The organism is Prevotellamassilia timonensis (assembly GCF_021531665.1).
Lineage (GTDB): Bacteria > Bacteroidota > Bacteroidia > Bacteroidales > Bacteroidaceae > Alloprevotella.
In genome coordinates, this window is sequence record NZ_JADYUH010000009.1 from 1 (window position 1) to 17,891 (window position 17,891).

Genomic DNA, 17,891 nt, shown 5'->3' on the forward strand with positions numbered 1-17,891 from the left:
CTTCCTCAAATTTTTCTTTCCCTTCCTCAAATTTTTCTTAGCCTTCCCCTAATTTTTCTTAGCCTTCCCCTAATTTTTCTTAGCCTTCCCCTAATTTTTCTTAGGTGCGCACCTAAGTAAAACTGCGCGCCGTTTTGTGTAGGGTTTGTGCTTCGTTTTGTGTAGGGTTTGCGTTTCGTTTTGTGTAGGGTTTTGAACACCTCAATATATGGTTTGTGTAGGGTTTGGAGCACAAACTATACATTTTGTAACGCGCGGAGAATCAGCAGGATAAAGAGCATAATGTAGGGATCGTGTATAGTTTGCAGAGTTTTTTTCTTTCCCCTTTTATTTACGTATAGTGCATGCTTTCGTCACGATTCTTTCCGACTGTTTTTTGTCGGCGATGCTCCATTCCGAGTTTCAGGTCCAAGGTGTCGGAAGAGCTGCCTCGGAGAGTTTGACCACGGTTTGATTGCGCGTAACACAAAAAGAGGTGACGCGATGCGCCACCCCTTATAGGGGTGTTCTAAAAATTACGGAATAAGGAACGTTCAAAAGAAAGTGCTTACGTTTTGGTTGCTTTTCGTTTCTTAGCGCGCCCTTTTGTAAGTTTCGTCAGTCACATAGCCCGCTATGCTCCTTCCTCAACTGACAAAAGTTCATCGCTAAGAAATCAAAAATCAACTCAACCTAATTTTTAGAACACCCCTTACTAAAAGTACTATCAAGTAATTGTCAAAACGTCGTCAGGGAGCGTTGGAAGATTAAAGAGGAGAAGTTTCTACAGTTCCGCCACTCTTGCTTCGAAGTCGGCGGGGTTGCCGAGGGCTCGGTTTCGCATTTTGGAGCGGTAGTTATAGACAGTGGCGATGGAGAAGTTGAGGAAGTGAGCAATTTTCTGTGTGTCCTTCACTCCGAGTCGGATGAGTGCAAAGACGCGCATTTCCGTGGTCAGTTGGTTTTCGTATTTCGTCACGATGCGTTCTTCCGGTTTGAGGAGTTCGTTGAATTGTCTGATGAAGTTTGGGAAGAGTGTCAGGAATGATGTGTCGAAGTCAATGAGGAATTTTTCCTGCTCGTCTTGGATGTGCTGTTCGCTTTTAAGTGTCCGGTAGAGTTCTTCAATCTGGTGCTGTTTGAGCATTCGGAGACAGTCTTTGCGATTCTTCTCCATCTCCTCGATGTAGGTTCGACACTGGTCGAGGTAGCGAGCGATATATTCCTCCTTCATTTTGTCCGTAAGTCTCAGTGCCGCGTAGGTTTGCTGCAGCGTTTCGTTTGTTTGGTTCAGTTTTTCCATGGTTTGCTGCATGGCTCTGTTGGTTTCCTCCAGATTCTTGTTGGTCTCCGTCTGTTTTTTCCGGAGTTGGTGTAGTTTTCTCATTTGGCGGATGAGGAGCACGACGATGAGGAGCACGACGACGAGGAGTCCTGCCATGACGTAGAGCAGAATTCGTTCGCGCTGGTGTTGTTCGTGTGTGGTTTGTTTGTATTGTCGGTCAATGATGGGGAAGACGCTTGAGGCCTCGATGGAGCGGAGCGAGGCGTTGCAGAAGTTGGCGTCTTCCATGGCGCAGAGGAGATAGACATAAGCCCTTTCGACCTGTCCAGCTTCAAAGAGGAGTTGTGCGAGCCAAGGGAGCGCCATGTATTCTGTGGTTCCTTGTTGCAGGTCTGCTTTGGCAGTTTTGATGAGATAGGAAAGTGTGTTTTCTTGTATCCCGAGGGCATTGTAGGCTTCTGCGAGTGTGAAGCAAACGTAGGGATCCGGCAGGTTGCTGTCCATTCCCTTTGTGAGTGGAAGGAGGAACTTCAGAGCTTCCGCAGGTTTTCCTTCTGCGTTGGCTTTGTCGGCGCGCACCACGTTGCAGGTGATGGGATTAGGGTCGATGCTGATGAGCGAGTCTCGGAAGCGGCACACCTTCTGTTCCCATTGTTTCTTGACCTTCTCAAATTGAGAGTAGTGCGCCATCCATCCGCTGAGTGTTCGTCGTGTTCTGTAGTAGTAGAGTCGCAAATCTTGTCTTTCGGGAGTGATGAGCGTCGGGTCCACGCTGTTGAGTGCGTTTTCGGCGTCGGCATAGAGTCCGGCGACGGTCTGGATTTCCGCTTGTGCGATTTGCGTGAGAGCCACGAGTGCAGGCTCTTGTTTCACTTCGGGCATGTTTTCCAGCATGTCGAGATAGATTTGTGCGGAATCCACTTGGAAGTGCGAATAGAGGTCAAAAATTTCTTTGAGAAGATTGACGCGTCTTTGTCCTTGTGCGCTTTTTGCCTGTTGCTTGAGTTGAGCGGCTTGTTTCTCTCTCTCTGCGTGATAGCTGGCTTTGTTCTCCACAATCTCATCAAGTTCCTTGAGTTGCTGCTCAATGGTCGGACTAATCTTCAGATTCTGGGCGGACAAGGCAGTTGTCATCGTCAGGATGGCAAACAGAAGGGGTAATTTCATAGTATTCTCGTGTTGAAGATAAAGACGTAACGCCAGTATCGACGACGTCAATGGCATGACAAAAGTATTAAATTATTTTTAAGAGTCAAAGAACGAAGCCTTTTTCTCCCGTTCAGCGTTGTGATTCCGTTTCTATTTTTTGAGGTGCTTGAAAGCTTGTTCTACCTGTAATTCAATATATTAGTTTATTTCGCTATTTATATTTCTCTTACATTCGCTTGCATTCCCGCGAGAGAAAAGAATAAATTTGCAGCAGAAACAAAACCATGTTCGCATGTGGCATTCCTTACGTCTTTTCACGCTTTTTTTCAGCGTCGTTGCGCTGACATCTTCTTCCTCTGCCGCTTCCCGGCGGAGCAAGTCCGGAGAGCCTGCGCTCAAGGTGCAGCCTGCGTTTTGGTGGAGTGGCATGCACGATGCTTCGTTGCAACTTCTGCTTCATGCTCCCGAGGTGGGACGCAGCGAGGTGACACTTGATGCCCACGGCGTCAGCATTGACTCCATTGTTCGTCCGACCAACACAAACTATCTTCTTTTATATCTGCAAACCAAGCATGCGCCGGCGCAAACTTTCTCCATCCACCTCAGAAAAGCCGGAAAGGTGAAGACGCTGCCCTACGAACTGCGTCAGCGCGACCAAAAAACGCGTGCCCAGGGTTTTGATGCCTCCGACGTGGTCTATCTCCTCATGCCCGACCGCTTTGTCAATGGAGACCCCTCAAACGATGTGGTCAAGGGACTGAAGGAGCAGACTGCCTCGCAGGAACCCAACGCACGACACGGCGGAGACCTCGCCGGCATGACAAAGGCGTTGGACTATCTGAACGACCTTGGTGTGACGACCGTCTGGCCCACGCCGCTGCAGGTGAACGACATGCCTTCCACGTCTTATCACGGCTATGCCATCACCGACTACTACGAGATTGACCCTCGATTCGGTGGCAACGAGGCATACGTCCGCTTCATTGATGAGGCTCACAAGCGTGGCATGAAAGTCATCCAGGACATGGTGTTCAATCACTGCGGCTCGGAGAACTTCCTTTTTCGCGACCGCCCCGACGACGACTGGTTCAACTGCGGAAGCCGCTATGTGCAAACCTCCTATCGCATCTCAGCCGTCACCGACATCCACGGCAGCGAAGCAGACAAAACGAATGCCCGGGACGGATGGTTCGTGGAGGTCATGCCCGACTTGAATCAGCGCAATCCGCACGTTTGGAAATATCTCACTCAAAACAGCATCTGGTGGACAGAGTATGCCGGCATCGACGGCATCCGTCAAGACACCTATCCTTACGCCGACCGCCAAGCCATGGCGCGCTGGAACCAAGCCTTGCTGGCTGAATATCCTCACTTCAACATCGTCGGAGAAACTTGGCTCAACCACAACGTGGGCGTCAGTCAGTGGCAGAAAGGTTCCAAACTGGCAGGACAGGACAACGATTCCGAACTTCCCACCGTCATGGATTTCCCGCTCATGGGACTGCTGAACAGTGCCCTCGACGAGGAAACCAACGATTGGGACAAGGGACTGGCACGGATCTACGAGTACATTTCGCAAGATGCGGTCTATGCCGACCCGACCCATCTGCTGACCTTCCTCAGCAACCACGACACGGACCGTTTCGCCCGAGTGCCGATTCAAGCATCCGTCACGACCCGCTATCGTCAGGCACTCACGCTCTTGCTGACCCTGCGCGGCATCCCGCAGCTCTATGTCGGCGACGAACTTGCCATGGCGGCAAACAAGGGCGGCGGCGATGGCTTGCTCCGAGCCAATTTCCCGGGTGGATTCAGTGGCGACACCATCAACGCCCTCAGCGGCGAGGGACTCACGCCGCTAATGCGTGAAACCCATGATTTCACCCGTCGCTTGCTGCAGTGGCGTCGTGGAAACGATGCCATCAGCCGCGGAACGCTTCGCCACTATGCCATCAACCACGGCACCTACGTCTATTCTCGCCAAGCCGAAGGTCGCACCGTCACCGTAATCATGAACGGTACGAACCAAGAGGTGGAGCTTCCGCTTGGACGCTACGCCGAGGTGCTGCCTGAATCCGTCGCCCGCGAAGTCATCACCGACCGCACGGTCAGTCTCGGCGACACCCTTCGCCTTGCGCCCCGCGACATCTTCATCTTGGATTTTCAATAAGATATTAAGTGATACAATAAATTCTCATAGTTTACACAAAGCCTACGCATAATGTTGAAGAGAACTGAACCGAAGTCAAACGTTCAGTTATAGAAGTTTTAGGTAAATACTGATAAGTTGAGTGGCAGCTTCTTCGTGAGAAGGGGCTGTCGCGTTTTTTAGTGTGCTGAAGATGGTTGTTGTCGGGGATATAAAAACCGGTCGATTGTGCAGGAATGACCGTTCAACTATAAACCTCAGCCCGTTGTATGGTGTAGGGGTCGTAGTCGGGGAAGGTTTTTCCTGTGATTTCTGAGTTGTGTCGGAAGAATCGGTGTTTGTCAGTCACATCGCTCGCCATGCTTCTGCCTCCATTCTCAAAGTTCATCTCTAAGAAATCAAACCTCAACTCAACCTCAGCTCATCCTCTCCTCATCCTCTCCTCATTTATAGCTCATTTAGATGAAAAAACGTGGTTTTTTCCGCCTAAAAGTCTTCACAAACATTTATATAATTCTTCATAACCTTTTCACACATCATGCTAGAAATCTGCGACTTAACCGAAATTTTAAGTTCTCGTAATTTATATTTTTATTACACTCCGGCGTGTGCGTATTAATAACCCGTACTTTTGCCACGTCCAGTTTTCAAAACAACCTTAAATCAGCCATTGCGAAGCGGTAGCATGGCTTCGCCGACTTTCTCTTTGGGGTGTTCCAAAAATGAGGTAGAAAACGTAACCACTTTCTTTTGTGCACCCCCCTTTATTCCAAAAATTATTGACCCCGCTTTTTTGCAAACCATGAAAAAACAAGTTTTCATTCTCGCTGCCTGCTTCCTCAGCCTCACCGCCGCAGGACAGCAACTCCTTTCGCCCAACGGCGAACTCAAGATGGACTTCAGCCTTGATGCTGAGGGACGCCCCACCTATCAACTCACCTACAAAGGGAAGGACGTCATCCGTCCCTCTCATCTCGGCATTGCCTTGAAACAGGAAGACCCCAACAAAGCACAGGACTTCGAGTTCAAGACGCGAGCCGATGCCTCCAAACTTGAACAAAAAGCCGACCTCATGACCGGCTTCGTCAAAACCGAAGAAAAGACATCCGCCTTTGACGAGACCTGGACTCCCGTTTGGGGAGAAGAAAGCAGCATCCGTAACCACTACAACGAACTCTGCGTCACCCTCAACCAACCCAAAAACGACCGCTTCATCCGTCTTCGCTTCCGACTCTTTGACGATGGGCTCGGCTTCCGCTATGAGTTCCCCGAACAGAAGAACCTGACCTACTTCGTCATCAAAGAAGAGCACAGCCAGTTCGCCATGGCTGGCGACCACACCGCCTGGTGGCTGCCCGGAGACTATGACACGCAGGAATATGAAACCGTCACCTCCCGCCTCAGCGAGATTCGCGGCAAAATGAAAGCTGCCGTGACGCAGAACTCTTCGCAAACCCCCATTTGGGAAGGAGGCGTGCAGACAGCGCTGATGATGAAGAGCGACGACGGACTCTACATCAACCTCCACGAAGCAGCCTGCATCGACTACTCCACCATGCACCTCAACTATGATGACAAGACGATGACTTTCAACAGTTGGCTCACTCCCGACGCCCGCGGAGACAAAGGCTATCTGCAAGCACCCTGCGTTTCTCCTTGGCGCACCGTCATCGTCAGTGACAAAGCCACCGACATCCTCGCGTCTCGTCTCACGCTCAATCTCAACGAGCCGTGTAAGATTAAGGACACCTCTTGGATTAAGCCTACCAAATACATCGGCGTTTGGTGGGACATGATTACTAATAAAGGAACCTGGAGCTACACCAACGATTTCAGCACCGTGAAGCTCGGCGAAACCGATTTTGAACATGCTAAACCCAACGGCACGCACTCTGCCAACACCGCCAACGTGAAGCGCTACATCGACTTTGCCGCCGCCCACGGTTTTGATGCCGTGCTCGTTGAAGGTTGGAACGTGGGCTGGGAAGACTGGTTCGGACACGAGAAGGACTATGTCTTCGACTTCGTCACGCCCTATCCCGACTTTGACGTGAACGAGATTCAGAAATATGCCGCTGCCAAAGGCGTCAAGATGATTATGCACCATGAGACTTCCGCCTCCGCCCGCAACTATGAGCGTCACCTTGACAAAGCCTATCAGTTCATGGTGGATCATGGCTATCCCGCCGTCAAGAGCGGCTACGTCGGCAACATCGTGCCGCGCGGCGAGCATCACTACGGTCAGTGGATGAACAACCACTATCAATATTGCATTGAGAAAGCCGCAGACTATCACATCATGGTGAACGCACACGAAGCCACCCGTCCGACCGGCATCTGCCGCACCTGGCCCAACCTCATCGGAAACGAGAGCGCACGAGGCACAGAGTACGAAAGCTTTGGCGGAAATGCCGTGGACCACACCACCATTCTTCCCTTCACTCGCCTCATCGGCGGTCCGATGGACTACACGCCCGGCATCTTTGAGACCGACTGCTCCAAAATGAACCCTGGGAACAACAGCCGCGTCCGCACCACCATCGCCCGTCAGCTCGCGCTCTACGTCACCATGTACAGCCCGCTGCAAATGGCAGCCGATGTGCCCGAACACTACGAAGCACATCTCGATGCCTTCCAGTTCATCAAAGACGTCGCCCTCGACTGGGAAAAGAGCGTCTATCTTGAGGCAGAACCCGGAGACTTCATCACCATCGCCCGCAAAGCCAAAGGCTCAGAGGACTGGTTCGTCGGTTGCACGGCAGACGAGAACGGACACGATGCCAACTTCAACCTTGACTTCCTGACGCCTGGCAAGAAATACGTCGCCACCATCTATGCCGACGCCAAAGACGCCTCTTGGGACAAGAACCCCAAGGCATACACCATCAAACAGATGAACGTCACTTCCAAAACGCGAATTAAACTCCGCGCAGCCTCCGGCGGCGGCTTCGCCATCGCCATCAAGGCACAGTGACCCCAACTCCCTCCGCATTGCATGTAAACTTAACCCAGTTTAATAACATGAGAAAACCTAATATTAACGCTAAGCTACTGGCACTGGTGTTGTCAGGAGCTTGCATGTCACTCAGCGCCTCGGCTCAGACCTTGAAGGTGCAAGGACATGTGCAAGACAAATCCGGTGAGCCCGTGGTGTTTGCCACTGTCACCGTGCCCGGCACGAAGACAGCCACACAAACCGACGTGAACGGTAACTTCCGCCTCGACGTGAAGCCCGGCACGATGATTCGCGTGAGCTACATCGGCTACAAAGTGTCCAACGTGAAAGCCGACGGCACCGTTGTCATCACACTTGAAGACAACTCCACCCTCAACGAGGCGGTGGTGGTCGGCTACGCCAAAGTGAAGAAGGCAGACGCCACCGGTTCGGTGACCGCCATCAAACCCGACGAAATGACCAAGGGCATCACGACCAATGCGCAGGACATGCTCATTGGTAAGGTTGCCGGTGTCGATGTAGCCACCAAGGGTGGTGAGCCGGGTGCCAACGCTTCCATCCGCATCCGCGGTGGTTCTTCGCTCAACGCCTCCAACGACCCGCTCATCGTCATCGACGGTCTCGCCATGGACAACGAAGGCGTGCAGGGTCTTTCCAACCCCTTGGCAATGGTCAATCCTGAAGACATCGCCAGCTTCACCGTCCTGAAGGATGCTTCCGCCACTGCCATCTACGGTTCTCGCGCCTCCAACGGTGTCATCATCATCACCACCAAGAAGGGCCGCAAGAACAGCCGTCCGCAAATCACCTACAACGGTAGTGTCAGCATCGGAACGCTTGCCAAGAAGTTTGACGTCCTCAGCGGCGACGAATTCCGTCAGATGGTGCAGGAACGCTTCGGCAGCGAAGCCACCCTGCCTCTTGGCACTGCCAACACCGACTGGCAAGACGAAATCTACCAGACTTCCGTCAGCCACGACCACAATCTCTCCGTCAACGGCGGCTTGGGCTTCCTGCCCTATCGCGTCAGCCTCGGCTACACCAACGATGAAGGTACGCTCAAGACCAGCAGCTTTGAACGTTTCACTGCCTCCGTCAATCTCGCGCCGACCTTCTTCAACGACCACCTCAGCGTGAACCTCAATGCCAAGTACATGGCAGCGAAGAACCGCTATGCTGACCAAGGTGCCATTGGCGCAGCCTTGTCCATGGACCCGACGCAGCCCGTCTATTTTGAAGAAGGCAATCCCTACAGCCGCTTCACCGGAGGCTACTATCAGCACATGTCGGACGGTGCCTCCTTCAGCGACCCCTCTTGGACGGCTCAGCCCAACACCAAGAACACTGCCAACCCGCTCGCCATGCTCGAACTGAAAAACGACCATGCCAAGAGCACGTCCTTGATTGGTAACTTGGAACTGGACTACAAGATTCACGGCTTTGAAGACCTCCACATCCACGCCAATGTCGGCGGTGACTACAGCGAGGGTGACCAGAGAACCGAAATCTCTCCTTATTCCGCTTCCAACAACTACTTTGGAAACACTTGGCGCAATGCTAAGTACAAATACAACCTCCAAGGCAACATCTACGCGCAGTATCAGCACCTCTTCGGCAAGCACAACGTGGATGTCATGGCTGGTACGGAAGCACAGCACTTCCACCACAACGGATTTGGTGAAGGTGGCGGCTGGGACCCCTATTTGGAAGTAGAAAAAGATCCTACAACTCGCGCCACCACGGCTTATGCTTCCCGCAACTCCCTGCTTTCCTACTTCGGACGCGTGAACTACTCCTTCAACGACCGCTACCTCGCCACCTTCACGATGCGCTGGGACGGTTCTTCCCGCTTCGACAAGGACAACCGCTGGGGCACCTTCCCCTCCTTGGCACTCGGCTGGAAACTGAAGAACGAGAAGTTCCTCCGCAACGTCAGCTGGCTCTCTGACCTCAAACTCCGCCTCGGATGGGGTGTCACCGGTCAGCAGAACATTCCCGTTGATTTCTACTACACACCGCTCTTCAACGTCGGTGACGACTATGCGCAGTATCCCATCGGCGATGAATACATGCACACCCTCCGTCCCAACGCTTTCAACAAGGACATCACTTGGGAAAAGACCACCACTTGGAACGCAGGTCTCGACTTCGCCTTCCTCAACAACCGCATCGAGGGTTCTGTGGATTACTACTTCCGTCACACCGAAGACCTCTTCTCTGAAGTGGATGTCGAAACCGGAACGAACTTCAACAACCGCATCTACAAGAACATCGGCTGCCTCAACAACTATGGTGTCGAGTTCACCCTCAACGCCCGTCCCATCGAGACCCGCGACTTCCACTGGGAAGTGTCCTACAACGTGATGTGGAACAGAAACAAGATTACGGAGCTCTACAACGGTGCCAGCGGTGTTGCCACCGGTAAATCTCCCTCCAAACTCCCTGCCGGCGGTACGGTCCAAATCAACAAAGTGGGCTATCCCGCCAAATCCTTCTACGTCTATCAGCAGGTCTATGACGAGAACGGTCACCCCATTGAAAACATGTTCGTCGATCGCAACGGCAACGGCTACATCGACCCTGATGATCGCTACGTCTATAAGAAACCCTCTGCCGACGTTCTCATGGGCTTTACCTCCAAGTTCATCTACAAGAATTGGGACTTCAGTTTCACGTTCCGCGCCAGTCTGAACAACTACGCCTACTATGACTTCCTCAGCAACCGCGCCGACGTCAGCCTCAGCGGCATGACCGTGCAGAACGAGTGGACCAACCGCTCCGTGGAACAGCTCAAACTCGGTTGGAGCGGACTGGGCAACTACGCCATGAGCGACTACTTCGTTCGCAACGCCTCCTTCCTCCGCTGCGACAACATCACCTTGGGTTACAGCTTCCGCAACCTCTTCAAAGCAGGCAAATTTGAAGGCATCTCCGGACGCGCCTACTTCCTCGTGCAGAATCCCTTCGTCATCACGCAGTATGACGGTCTCGACCCCGAACTCAGCAACGCCGACTACGGAGGTATAGACAACAACTTCTATCCTCGTCCCCGCACTTACATGATTGGTCTCAATCTGAAGTTCTGATCTCGAGTCCATCCCACACGCTTTATAAAGCATTCAGAAAAATCAAATCTAAAGTCAATCTCTGATTTTACAGACTTATGAAACTCAATTTTCTAAAATATGTGGCACCCGTGGCTTTCTCTCTCGGACTGGGATTAGGAGTCACCTCGTGTGCCGACGACCTCAACCAGTCGTCCATTAACCCGCAAACACAGAGCGGAAGCGACCAAGACGGCTACTATGCCAAAATCTACGGTCTGCTCGTCCTCTCAGGACAAAAAGGCGCCACCGAAACGCCGGACATCTCCGACGACCCCGGCAAGAACCCCTTCTTCCGCCGTGTCTGGGAACAGCAGGAATTCCCCACTGACGAATGTCTCTGGGCTTGGCAGAATGACCCTGGTCAGTCTGAGTTCCTCAACTTCACCTGGAACTCCGAGCACCTCTTCACCCGCATGCTCTACAACCGCATCGGCTACAACATCACGCAGTGCAACTACTTCCTCGACCTCTACGGAAACCTCGCCGACGACAAGAGCAAGCAACGCTGCGCCGAGGTGCGCTTCTTCCGCGCCATGTACTATCAGTACTACCTCGACCTCTTCGGAAGAGCTCCGTTCAAGACCACCTTTGACTCTGAAAAACCGAAGGAAATACTTGCACCCGAACTCTTCACTTGGATTGAGGAAGAATACAAGGCACTCCTTGAAGGCGACCTCCTCGCTCCCGCTGACCCCGAAGGCACACACTTCGGGCAGGTCAACAAGGTGGCTGTCTATCTGATGCTCGCCCGCCTCTACCTCAATGCGGAAACCTACGTCGGCACACCGCGCTGGGAAGACGCCGTGGATTTCTCCACCCGCGCCATCAACAGCGGCTACGACCTCAGCCGTGCCACCAGCAGCGCCGGCTTCAGCGGCTATCAACAGCTCTTCATGGGCGACAACGACCGCAACCCTGAAGCCATGAAGGAAATCGTGCTCCCCATCCGTCAGGACGGAACGAAGACCAAGACCTACGGCGGCACTTGGACCATCATCAGCAGTTGCTATGCCAGCGGTTGCCAGAACTTCTACGGCACGAACGACGCTTGGACCTGCATCCGTGCTCGTGCCAACGTGGCTGACTTCTTCTTCAACGACCGTGCCAACGTGCCTCTCACCGAAGGTCGCTTTGACATTCCGCAGGCTGCCGGCGACGACCGCGCCCTGCTCTTCGGCGGCGACGGACGCAAGATTGAATGCGAGAAGATTGGTACCATCACCAACGGTCTTGCCATCACCAAGTGGACCAACGAACACGCTGACGGCACCACGGATTATCACGACCCCAACTTGCCCGACACCGACATTCCGTTCCTCCGTCTTGCTGAGGCTTATCTCACCCGCGCCGAAGCCAACTGGCGCGCCGGACAGCCCGCTTCCGTGGTGTTGGAAGACATCAACGTGCTGCGCGACCGTGCTCATGCTCGTCCTTGGAACAGCGTTGATTTGACGGAGCAGAACTTCGTCAATGAATGGGGACGCGAGTTCTACTTGGAAGGACGCCGCCGCACCGACCTCCGTCGCTTCGGCATGTTCACCACCAATAAATATGTATGGGAATGGAAAGCCGGCGTCTATGAAGGAACCTCCACCTACGACCACTGCAACCTCTTCCCGATCCCGCAGACGGACATCACCAACAATCCGAACATGCACCAAAACCCCGGCTATTGATTCAGCCGTGCCAATAAATCATCTAAATCGTAAACTATCATGAAAAAGATATTTAGTTATTTGCTTTTGGCGCTGGCGCTGCCCTTCATGGCTGCATGCGAAACCGACACCGACAGCAACCCGATTCTGACTGAGCGCGAGAGTTTCCAACTGAACACTCCGCCCTACGCTCAGAACAACGTGATTGACCTTGAGAGTGCTTCCATCGTTGAACTCACCTGCACGCAGCCTGCCTACGGCTTCCCCGCCCCGACAACCTACACCGTGCAAGTCACCCTCGACGAGCAGTTCGTGGAAGCCACTGAAGGGACTGAAGCCAACTACGTCAGTCTGCCTTCCACCTATCGTTCCGCCACTTTGAACGTGGATGCATACGAACTCAACGAAGCACTCGTCGGTCTCTGGGAAGCCGTGCATCCCAGTGCCGACCTGCCCAACACGATGGCAGTCCTCGTGCGCCTCAAAGCCAACATCACCGAAAGCGACCGCGGCGTTTGCTACTCCAACCCCATCACCCTGCCGCAGGTTCACGTCTATAAACCCGTTCAGACGCTCAAGCTGCCCGAGTCCATGTTCATCGTGGGTAAGATCAACGGCAATGAATGGAGCACTTGGTTCCCCTTCGCCAAGGTGACCGACACCCCGGGCATGTTCTATGCCGTGGTTCATTGCACCGCCGATTCCAACTTCAAGATTGGTCCCGAAGCTAACGAATGGGAACAGGCACGCACCTACGACCAACTCACCTTCACTCCCGAAGCCATCAACGGGGCTGGTGCATGTGCAGGTTCCGACTCCGGAAACAGCGCCGTCACCAAAGCCGGCTGGTACACCTTCGTCGTGACCACCAAGATTGTGGGCAAGGAAGTGAAATACACTGTGGACATCCGTCCTGCCGAGATTTATCTCATCGGTGCCACCCTCGGCGGTCTTTGGGACTTTGATGATCAAGGCAAGTGTACGCTGAGTGCTGACGAACTTGAGTGGATTACGCCCGCTGCCACCGCTGCCGGTGAAGCCCGCCTCTCTGTCAAAGTGCCCGAAGCTTCCTGGTGGCAGAGCGAGTTCACGCTTTGCGACGGTGTCATCACTCACCGCGAAAACGACAACATCCTTGACAACTGGGAGTCTGACAAGGGCAGCAACTACTCTGTCAAACTCACCCCGGGTCAGAAGATTCGTCTCAACTTCGCCGCAGGAACCGGTGTGGTCGAATAATCTCCAAATCTGAAAACCGAGCGGCGGGAGTCCTCTTCTCCCCGACCGAGGCAACTCTCGCCGCTTTCTCATCTTAAAACATAACCAATCCATGAAAAGATTAGCATTCTATGCAGGCGCACTTCTGACGGTCTTCTCCCTCACCGCCTGCGATGAAGATTATACGGACTGGGCAAGTCCGCAGAGCAATCCGCAGCAGGACCCTGCCAACGCCGTGACCCTTTCCATGACGGCGCTGCCCACAGAAACCATCGACAAGGAGGCTGCTCCCGAAGTCGTGCAACTGCTCCAGACCGGGGCTGTCGCCGAAGCACCCGAAGGTGCCACCGTCAAAGTGAACACGCTCTTCGTGAATGAAAAGCATGTGCTTCCTTTCACCGAAGAGGACGGCATCATCAGCGTCAATGTCGCTCAACTCGACAGCGTGGTGGAAGTGGCTTATCTCAGCCGCCAGCGCATCGAACGTGAACTTCAACTCACCGTTGATGCCAGCATCATCGCTCCCGACGGCGGTGCGCTCCGCACCACCTCTGTCCCCGTGGTTGTGAAATATCTCCAGGAGACTCCTCCTCCTGTTGAAGAAAATTACTATCTGATTGGCGTTCTCGGCTGGACTTCCGCCGACCTGCTCCCCATGCAAAGCAAAGGCAACGGTGTCTTTGAAGCCACCATTGATTTGCTCGCTGACACTTGGTTCAAGATTTTCCCGCAATCTGCCCTTGTGGGTGGCAGCATCAACTGGGATGCCCTTCTGGGCAGTTCCATCGATGGTGACACCAGCAGCGATGCTTTTGTCACTTGGAAGGGAGCACAGGCTTTCAAAGCCGGTGCCGGAAAGAGCAAGGTGACCATCGACATGGTGAACTGGCGCTACAGCATCAAACCCGTCTCTGCCGAACTCTACCTCACCGGTTCTGAATACGGCTGGGGGGCGACCTGGAAACCCATGGTTCCCGTTAACGGTCACGAAGGCGAGTTCTGGACGCTCATCTATCTCAATGCAGGTGAAGAGTTCAAGTTTGCACCTCAGGCAGACTGGGGCGGTGACTTCGGTGCTGACCAACTGCAATTCGTGGACAACGCCGGCGCCGGTCTCACAGGAACCAGCAACGTCGTGGTTGGCAACAGCGGCTGGTATCTGCTCTATGTAGATGCCACGAACAAGGTGCTTGAAACCTATGCGCCTGATGTCTATCTCATGGGCGAAACTGCCGGTGAGTGGGCAATTGCTCCGGAACACAAGTTCACTGTGCCCACAGGCAAGGATGAAGACTTCGTTTCTCCCGCCTTTGTCGCTGACGCTGAACTCCGAATGTGTGTTCACCCGAAAGAAGGCGTTGAGTGGTGGCAGACTGAGTTCATCGTGCTCGACGGTGAGATTGTCTTCCGCGGTGCCGGTCCCGACCAGACCCGCGTGAAAGTGGGCGCCGGACAGCGAGCCTATCTGAACTTCACCAACGGCACAGGCAGCGTGAAGTGACACGCCGCAGCGCCGCATCCTCTTTTGAAGCCGGAAGGCGCATTTCACGGCGCCTTCCGGCTCCTTTCTATTTAGGATGACGGAAGACCATAATTAATTTGTAAGAAAAACATTTATGAAAAAACTTCTCTCCCTTTGCTCACTTCTTGCCTTGCCGCTTTGGGCGCAGGCACCTGCCGAAAGCGAGGATGTCATGTTGCAGGCTTTCTACTGGGATTCTCAAAAGGAGACCGGCTGGATTGAACTGGAAGCTCTCGCGCCGGAAATTGCCCCCTTCTTCTCTGTCGTTTGGCTTCCACCTTCGGCAAGCGCGGAAGGCGGAGGCGCGGTCGGAGGCAACAACGTGGGCTATCATCCCCGCCAGTGGAACAACCAGACCTCCTGCTGGGGGACTGCTGAAAATCTGAAGAAACTCATCGCCACGCTCCATGAAAAGGGCGTCAAAGTCCTCGCAGACATCGTCATCAACCACCGCGCCGGCAACACCGACTGGGGCAACTTCACCGCCGATGATTTCGGCACGTATGGCTCCTATCAACTCACCGCAGAACACATCTGTCGCAACGACGAAATGAACACCGACCCCGGAGCAGGTTCCTGGAACGGAAAAGCCACGGGTGCCTACGACACGGGTGAAAACTGGGGCGGCGCACGCGACCTTGACCACACTTCCACCTACGTCCAGGAAGACTGCAAAGCCTATCTCGCCTGGCTCAAGGGAGACTATGGCTACGACGGCTGGCGCTACGACTTCGTCAAGGGCTTCAGCGGCACCTATGTTGGACTCTACAACGAGGCTTCCCAACCCTACATCTCCGTCGGAGAGTATTGGGACGGTTCCTACGACAACGTGGCAGCATGGATTGAGAAAACGGAACGTCAAAGCATGGCGTTTGACTTCCCGATGAAATATGCCGCCCTCAACAACGGACTGCAGCGTGGGCAATACAGTAACATGTCTTGGATTGAGGACAAAACGACGTGGCGTCCCGCCGGCATGATTCACCACCACAACTACAACCGCCTTGCCGTCACCTTCGTCGATAACCACGACACCTATCGTGATGCCAATAAATTCACAGGCTACGTGGACCAAGCCTATGCCTTCATCCTCTCTTCGCCGGGCATTCCCTGTGTCTTCTGGCCGCATTGGCGCGGCACCTATCGCAAGGACATTGAGAAAATGATTCAGGTGCGTCGCACCGCGGGCATTCACTCTGAGAGCGATGTGAAGGTGACCGCCAAATCAACCTACTATGAGAGTGTCGCCATCGGTCACAACGGCAGTCTCATCACTCGCATTGGCTATGCAGCACCGACCACCGTGCCCGAGGGTTATTTCCTCGCAGCCGATGGCAACAATTGGGCGATGTATCTTTCTGACAATCTGGAAGGAATCCGCGACATTACTGCCGACAGTTCCGATGCCGATGCTCCCATCTACTCCCCGGACGGTCGCCGCGTCATGGTGCCGCAGAAGGGACAAGTGTATCTTCAGAACGGCAAAAAGTTCATAGCGAAATGAGGCAGAATGGGAGGCTCAGTGGAGCGATTCCCATGGTGCGAGAATAATTCAACTGGCGCGGACACAAATCAACGTGTTCGCGCCAGTTGAATGATTCATCACCCAACTTCTGCCGGAAAGCAACAGAAAAAGCCCGAAGTCCGTTTTACCGGGCTTCGGGCTGGATGTTGGTTTAGCGGTCAGCCATGGTGATTTTCACGCATCTTTGCGACTCAAACCGCCGAGGTCAATGACGTGCCAAGCGTAGGCAATATACGCCAAGACAAAGGGAATGAGGAGGCTGACCACAGACATGACCGTCAGTGTGAACTCGCTGCTGCAACTGTTGGCGAGACACAGCGAACTCTGTGGGTCGAGCGAAGAGGGATAGTAGGCTGTGCCGTCCAGACCTGCCACCAAGAGCAGTGCGGTGACGGTGAGCACCGTGCCGATGCCCGTGAACCAGATTCCTCTGACGGTGGAGGGTTTGAGCAGCGTGCGGAGAATGCCGAGCAGCACAAGCACGACACCCACCAAGAAGAGCAGCGCAACCAAAGGCATGGAGAGGAAACTGTGGAGATAGCGATACGCCTCGGGGACGAAGGTTTGGGTGGCAGCGTCATAGACCAATCCGATGGCGGTCAGTACGCGTCCCACAAAGGCAAGGAAGAGAACGAGGAAGGGCACGGTGTCAATGAGTACCTGGCGGCGCAGACGCGGACGCAGTTCCTCATCGTGGAGGTTGTTCAGGAGATAGAGGGAACCGAGGACGCGGGTGAGGAAGACGACAGCCAAGCCGAGCACCCAGTTCCAAGGACAGAAGAGGGCATCAAGGCCGTGCCAGGCGTTGCCCCAGCGACTGATGACAGGACCGGCGTCTGCCACGCCCAAGCCAAGCGCATCGTGTGTGACGAGGAAATTGCTGCCGGTGAAGAACGTGGCGACTGCTGCGCCGACGACGAAGGGACCGACCACACCGTTGAAAACGAGGAAGCGACGATAGCAGCCGCGACCGAGCACGTTGCCGGGCTTTGCCTGAAACTCATAGGCGACAGCCTGAAGCACGAAACTCACGAGGATGAGCATCCAAATCCAGTAGGCGCCGCCGAAGGAGGTGCTGTAGAACAGTGGGAAACTGGCGAAGAAAGCGCCGCCGAAGGTGACGAGGGTCGTGAAGGTCAGTTCCCATTTGCGTCCGGTGGAACCAATGATGAGTTTGCGTTCTTCCTCATCTCGTCCGAGGCGGAAGATGAGGCTGTTGGCGCCTTGCACGAACATCAGGAAGACGAGGAGGCCGCCGAGGAGGCTCACTAAGAACCACCAATATTGCTGAAGGAAAGAATAGGTTATCATGATTTAAGGGAGGGCTATGTGGTCAAAAGAGTCTG

Annotated in this window: 10 protein-coding genes; 7 read left to right on the forward strand and 3 right to left on the reverse strand. The window is 53.9% G+C overall.

Annotated features, from left to right (window positions below):
* Positions 1-763: 763 nt before the first annotated feature.
* Complete coding sequence (locus tag I6E40_RS03305; protein WP_235385487.1) at positions 764-2,431, reverse strand: DUF6377 domain-containing protein; 1,668 nt, start codon at positions 2,429-2,431, stop codon at positions 764-766.
* A 274-nt stretch (positions 2,432-2,705) separates the two neighbouring features.
* Here I6E40_RS03305 and I6E40_RS03310 point away from each other — a divergent pair, with 274 nt between their 5' ends.
* Positions 2,706-4,583 (forward strand): glycoside hydrolase family 13 protein, encoded by a 1,878-nt coding sequence (locus I6E40_RS03310; RefSeq protein ID WP_235385488.1) that lies wholly within the window; start codon positions 2,706-2,708, stop codon positions 4,581-4,583.
* A gap of 223 nt (positions 4,584-4,806) precedes the next feature.
* Here I6E40_RS03310 and I6E40_RS03315 read toward each other — a convergent pair whose 3' ends face one another.
* Positions 4,807-4,950 carry a hypothetical protein gene (locus tag I6E40_RS03315; RefSeq protein WP_235385489.1) on the reverse strand — a complete coding sequence of 48 codons (144 nt, stop codon included), beginning with the start codon at positions 4,948-4,950 and terminating at the stop codon, positions 4,807-4,809.
* A gap of 414 nt (positions 4,951-5,364) precedes the next feature.
* On the opposite strand from I6E40_RS03315, the gene I6E40_RS03320 reads away from it, so the two are divergent.
* From I6E40_RS03320 to I6E40_RS03345, 6 genes are all read left to right on the forward strand, one after another.
* Complete coding sequence (locus I6E40_RS03320) at positions 5,365-7,536, forward strand: glycoside hydrolase family 97 protein (protein WP_235385490.1); 2,172 nt, start codon at positions 5,365-5,367, stop codon at positions 7,534-7,536.
* Positions 7,537-7,583: 47 nt separating this feature from the next.
* Positions 7,584-10,604 carry a SusC/RagA family TonB-linked outer membrane protein gene (locus tag I6E40_RS03325; protein ID WP_235385491.1) on the forward strand — a complete coding sequence of 1,007 codons (3,021 nt, stop codon included), beginning with the start codon at positions 7,584-7,586 and terminating at the stop codon, positions 10,602-10,604.
* Between the two features lie 77 nt (positions 10,605-10,681).
* Positions 10,682-12,301 (forward strand): RagB/SusD family nutrient uptake outer membrane protein, encoded by a 1,620-nt coding sequence (locus I6E40_RS03330; protein ID WP_235385492.1) that lies wholly within the window; start codon positions 10,682-10,684, stop codon positions 12,299-12,301.
* 39 nt (positions 12,302-12,340) lie between these two features.
* Complete coding sequence (locus tag I6E40_RS03335) at positions 12,341-13,519, forward strand: SusF/SusE family outer membrane protein (RefSeq protein WP_235385493.1); 1,179 nt, start codon at positions 12,341-12,343, stop codon at positions 13,517-13,519.
* 91 nt (positions 13,520-13,610) lie between these two features.
* A complete protein-coding gene (locus I6E40_RS03340; RefSeq protein ID WP_235385494.1) occupies positions 13,611-14,999 on the forward strand; it encodes a DUF5115 domain-containing protein in 1,389 nt (462 codons plus the stop codon).
* A gap of 115 nt (positions 15,000-15,114) precedes the next feature.
* Positions 15,115-16,524 (forward strand): alpha-amylase family glycosyl hydrolase, encoded by a 1,410-nt coding sequence (locus I6E40_RS03345; RefSeq protein WP_235385495.1) that lies wholly within the window; start codon positions 15,115-15,117, stop codon positions 16,522-16,524.
* A gap of 195 nt (positions 16,525-16,719) precedes the next feature.
* Here the strand turns inward: I6E40_RS03345 and I6E40_RS03350 are convergent, their stop codons facing one another.
* Positions 16,720-17,853 carry a cytochrome d ubiquinol oxidase subunit II gene (locus I6E40_RS03350; protein WP_235385515.1) on the reverse strand — a complete coding sequence of 378 codons (1,134 nt, stop codon included), beginning with the start codon at positions 17,851-17,853 and terminating at the stop codon, positions 16,720-16,722.
* Positions 17,854-17,891 lie beyond the last annotated feature (38 nt).

What these genes read in the sequence shown, in the direction of transcription:
- I6E40_RS03305 (WP_235385487.1), bottom strand. Translation starts at nt 2,431, where the DNA reads ATGAAATTACCCCTTCTGTTTGCCATCCTGACGATGACAACTGCCTTG.
- I6E40_RS03310 (WP_235385488.1), top strand. Translation starts at nt 2,706, where the DNA reads ATGTGGCATTCCTTACGTCTTTTCACGCTTTTTTTCAGCGTCGTTGCG.
- I6E40_RS03315 (WP_235385489.1), bottom strand. Translation starts at nt 4,950, where the DNA reads ATGAACTTTGAGAATGGAGGCAGAAGCATGGCGAGCGATGTGACTGAC.
- I6E40_RS03320 (WP_235385490.1), top strand. Translation starts at nt 5,365, where the DNA reads ATGAAAAAACAAGTTTTCATTCTCGCTGCCTGCTTCCTCAGCCTCACC.
- I6E40_RS03325 (WP_235385491.1), top strand. Translation starts at nt 7,584, where the DNA reads ATGAGAAAACCTAATATTAACGCTAAGCTACTGGCACTGGTGTTGTCA.
- I6E40_RS03330 (WP_235385492.1), top strand. Translation starts at nt 10,682, where the DNA reads ATGAAACTCAATTTTCTAAAATATGTGGCACCCGTGGCTTTCTCTCTC.
- I6E40_RS03335 (WP_235385493.1), top strand. Translation starts at nt 12,341, where the DNA reads ATGAAAAAGATATTTAGTTATTTGCTTTTGGCGCTGGCGCTGCCCTTC.
- I6E40_RS03340 (WP_235385494.1), top strand. Translation starts at nt 13,611, where the DNA reads ATGAAAAGATTAGCATTCTATGCAGGCGCACTTCTGACGGTCTTCTCC.
- I6E40_RS03345 (WP_235385495.1), top strand. Translation starts at nt 15,115, where the DNA reads ATGAAAAAACTTCTCTCCCTTTGCTCACTTCTTGCCTTGCCGCTTTGG.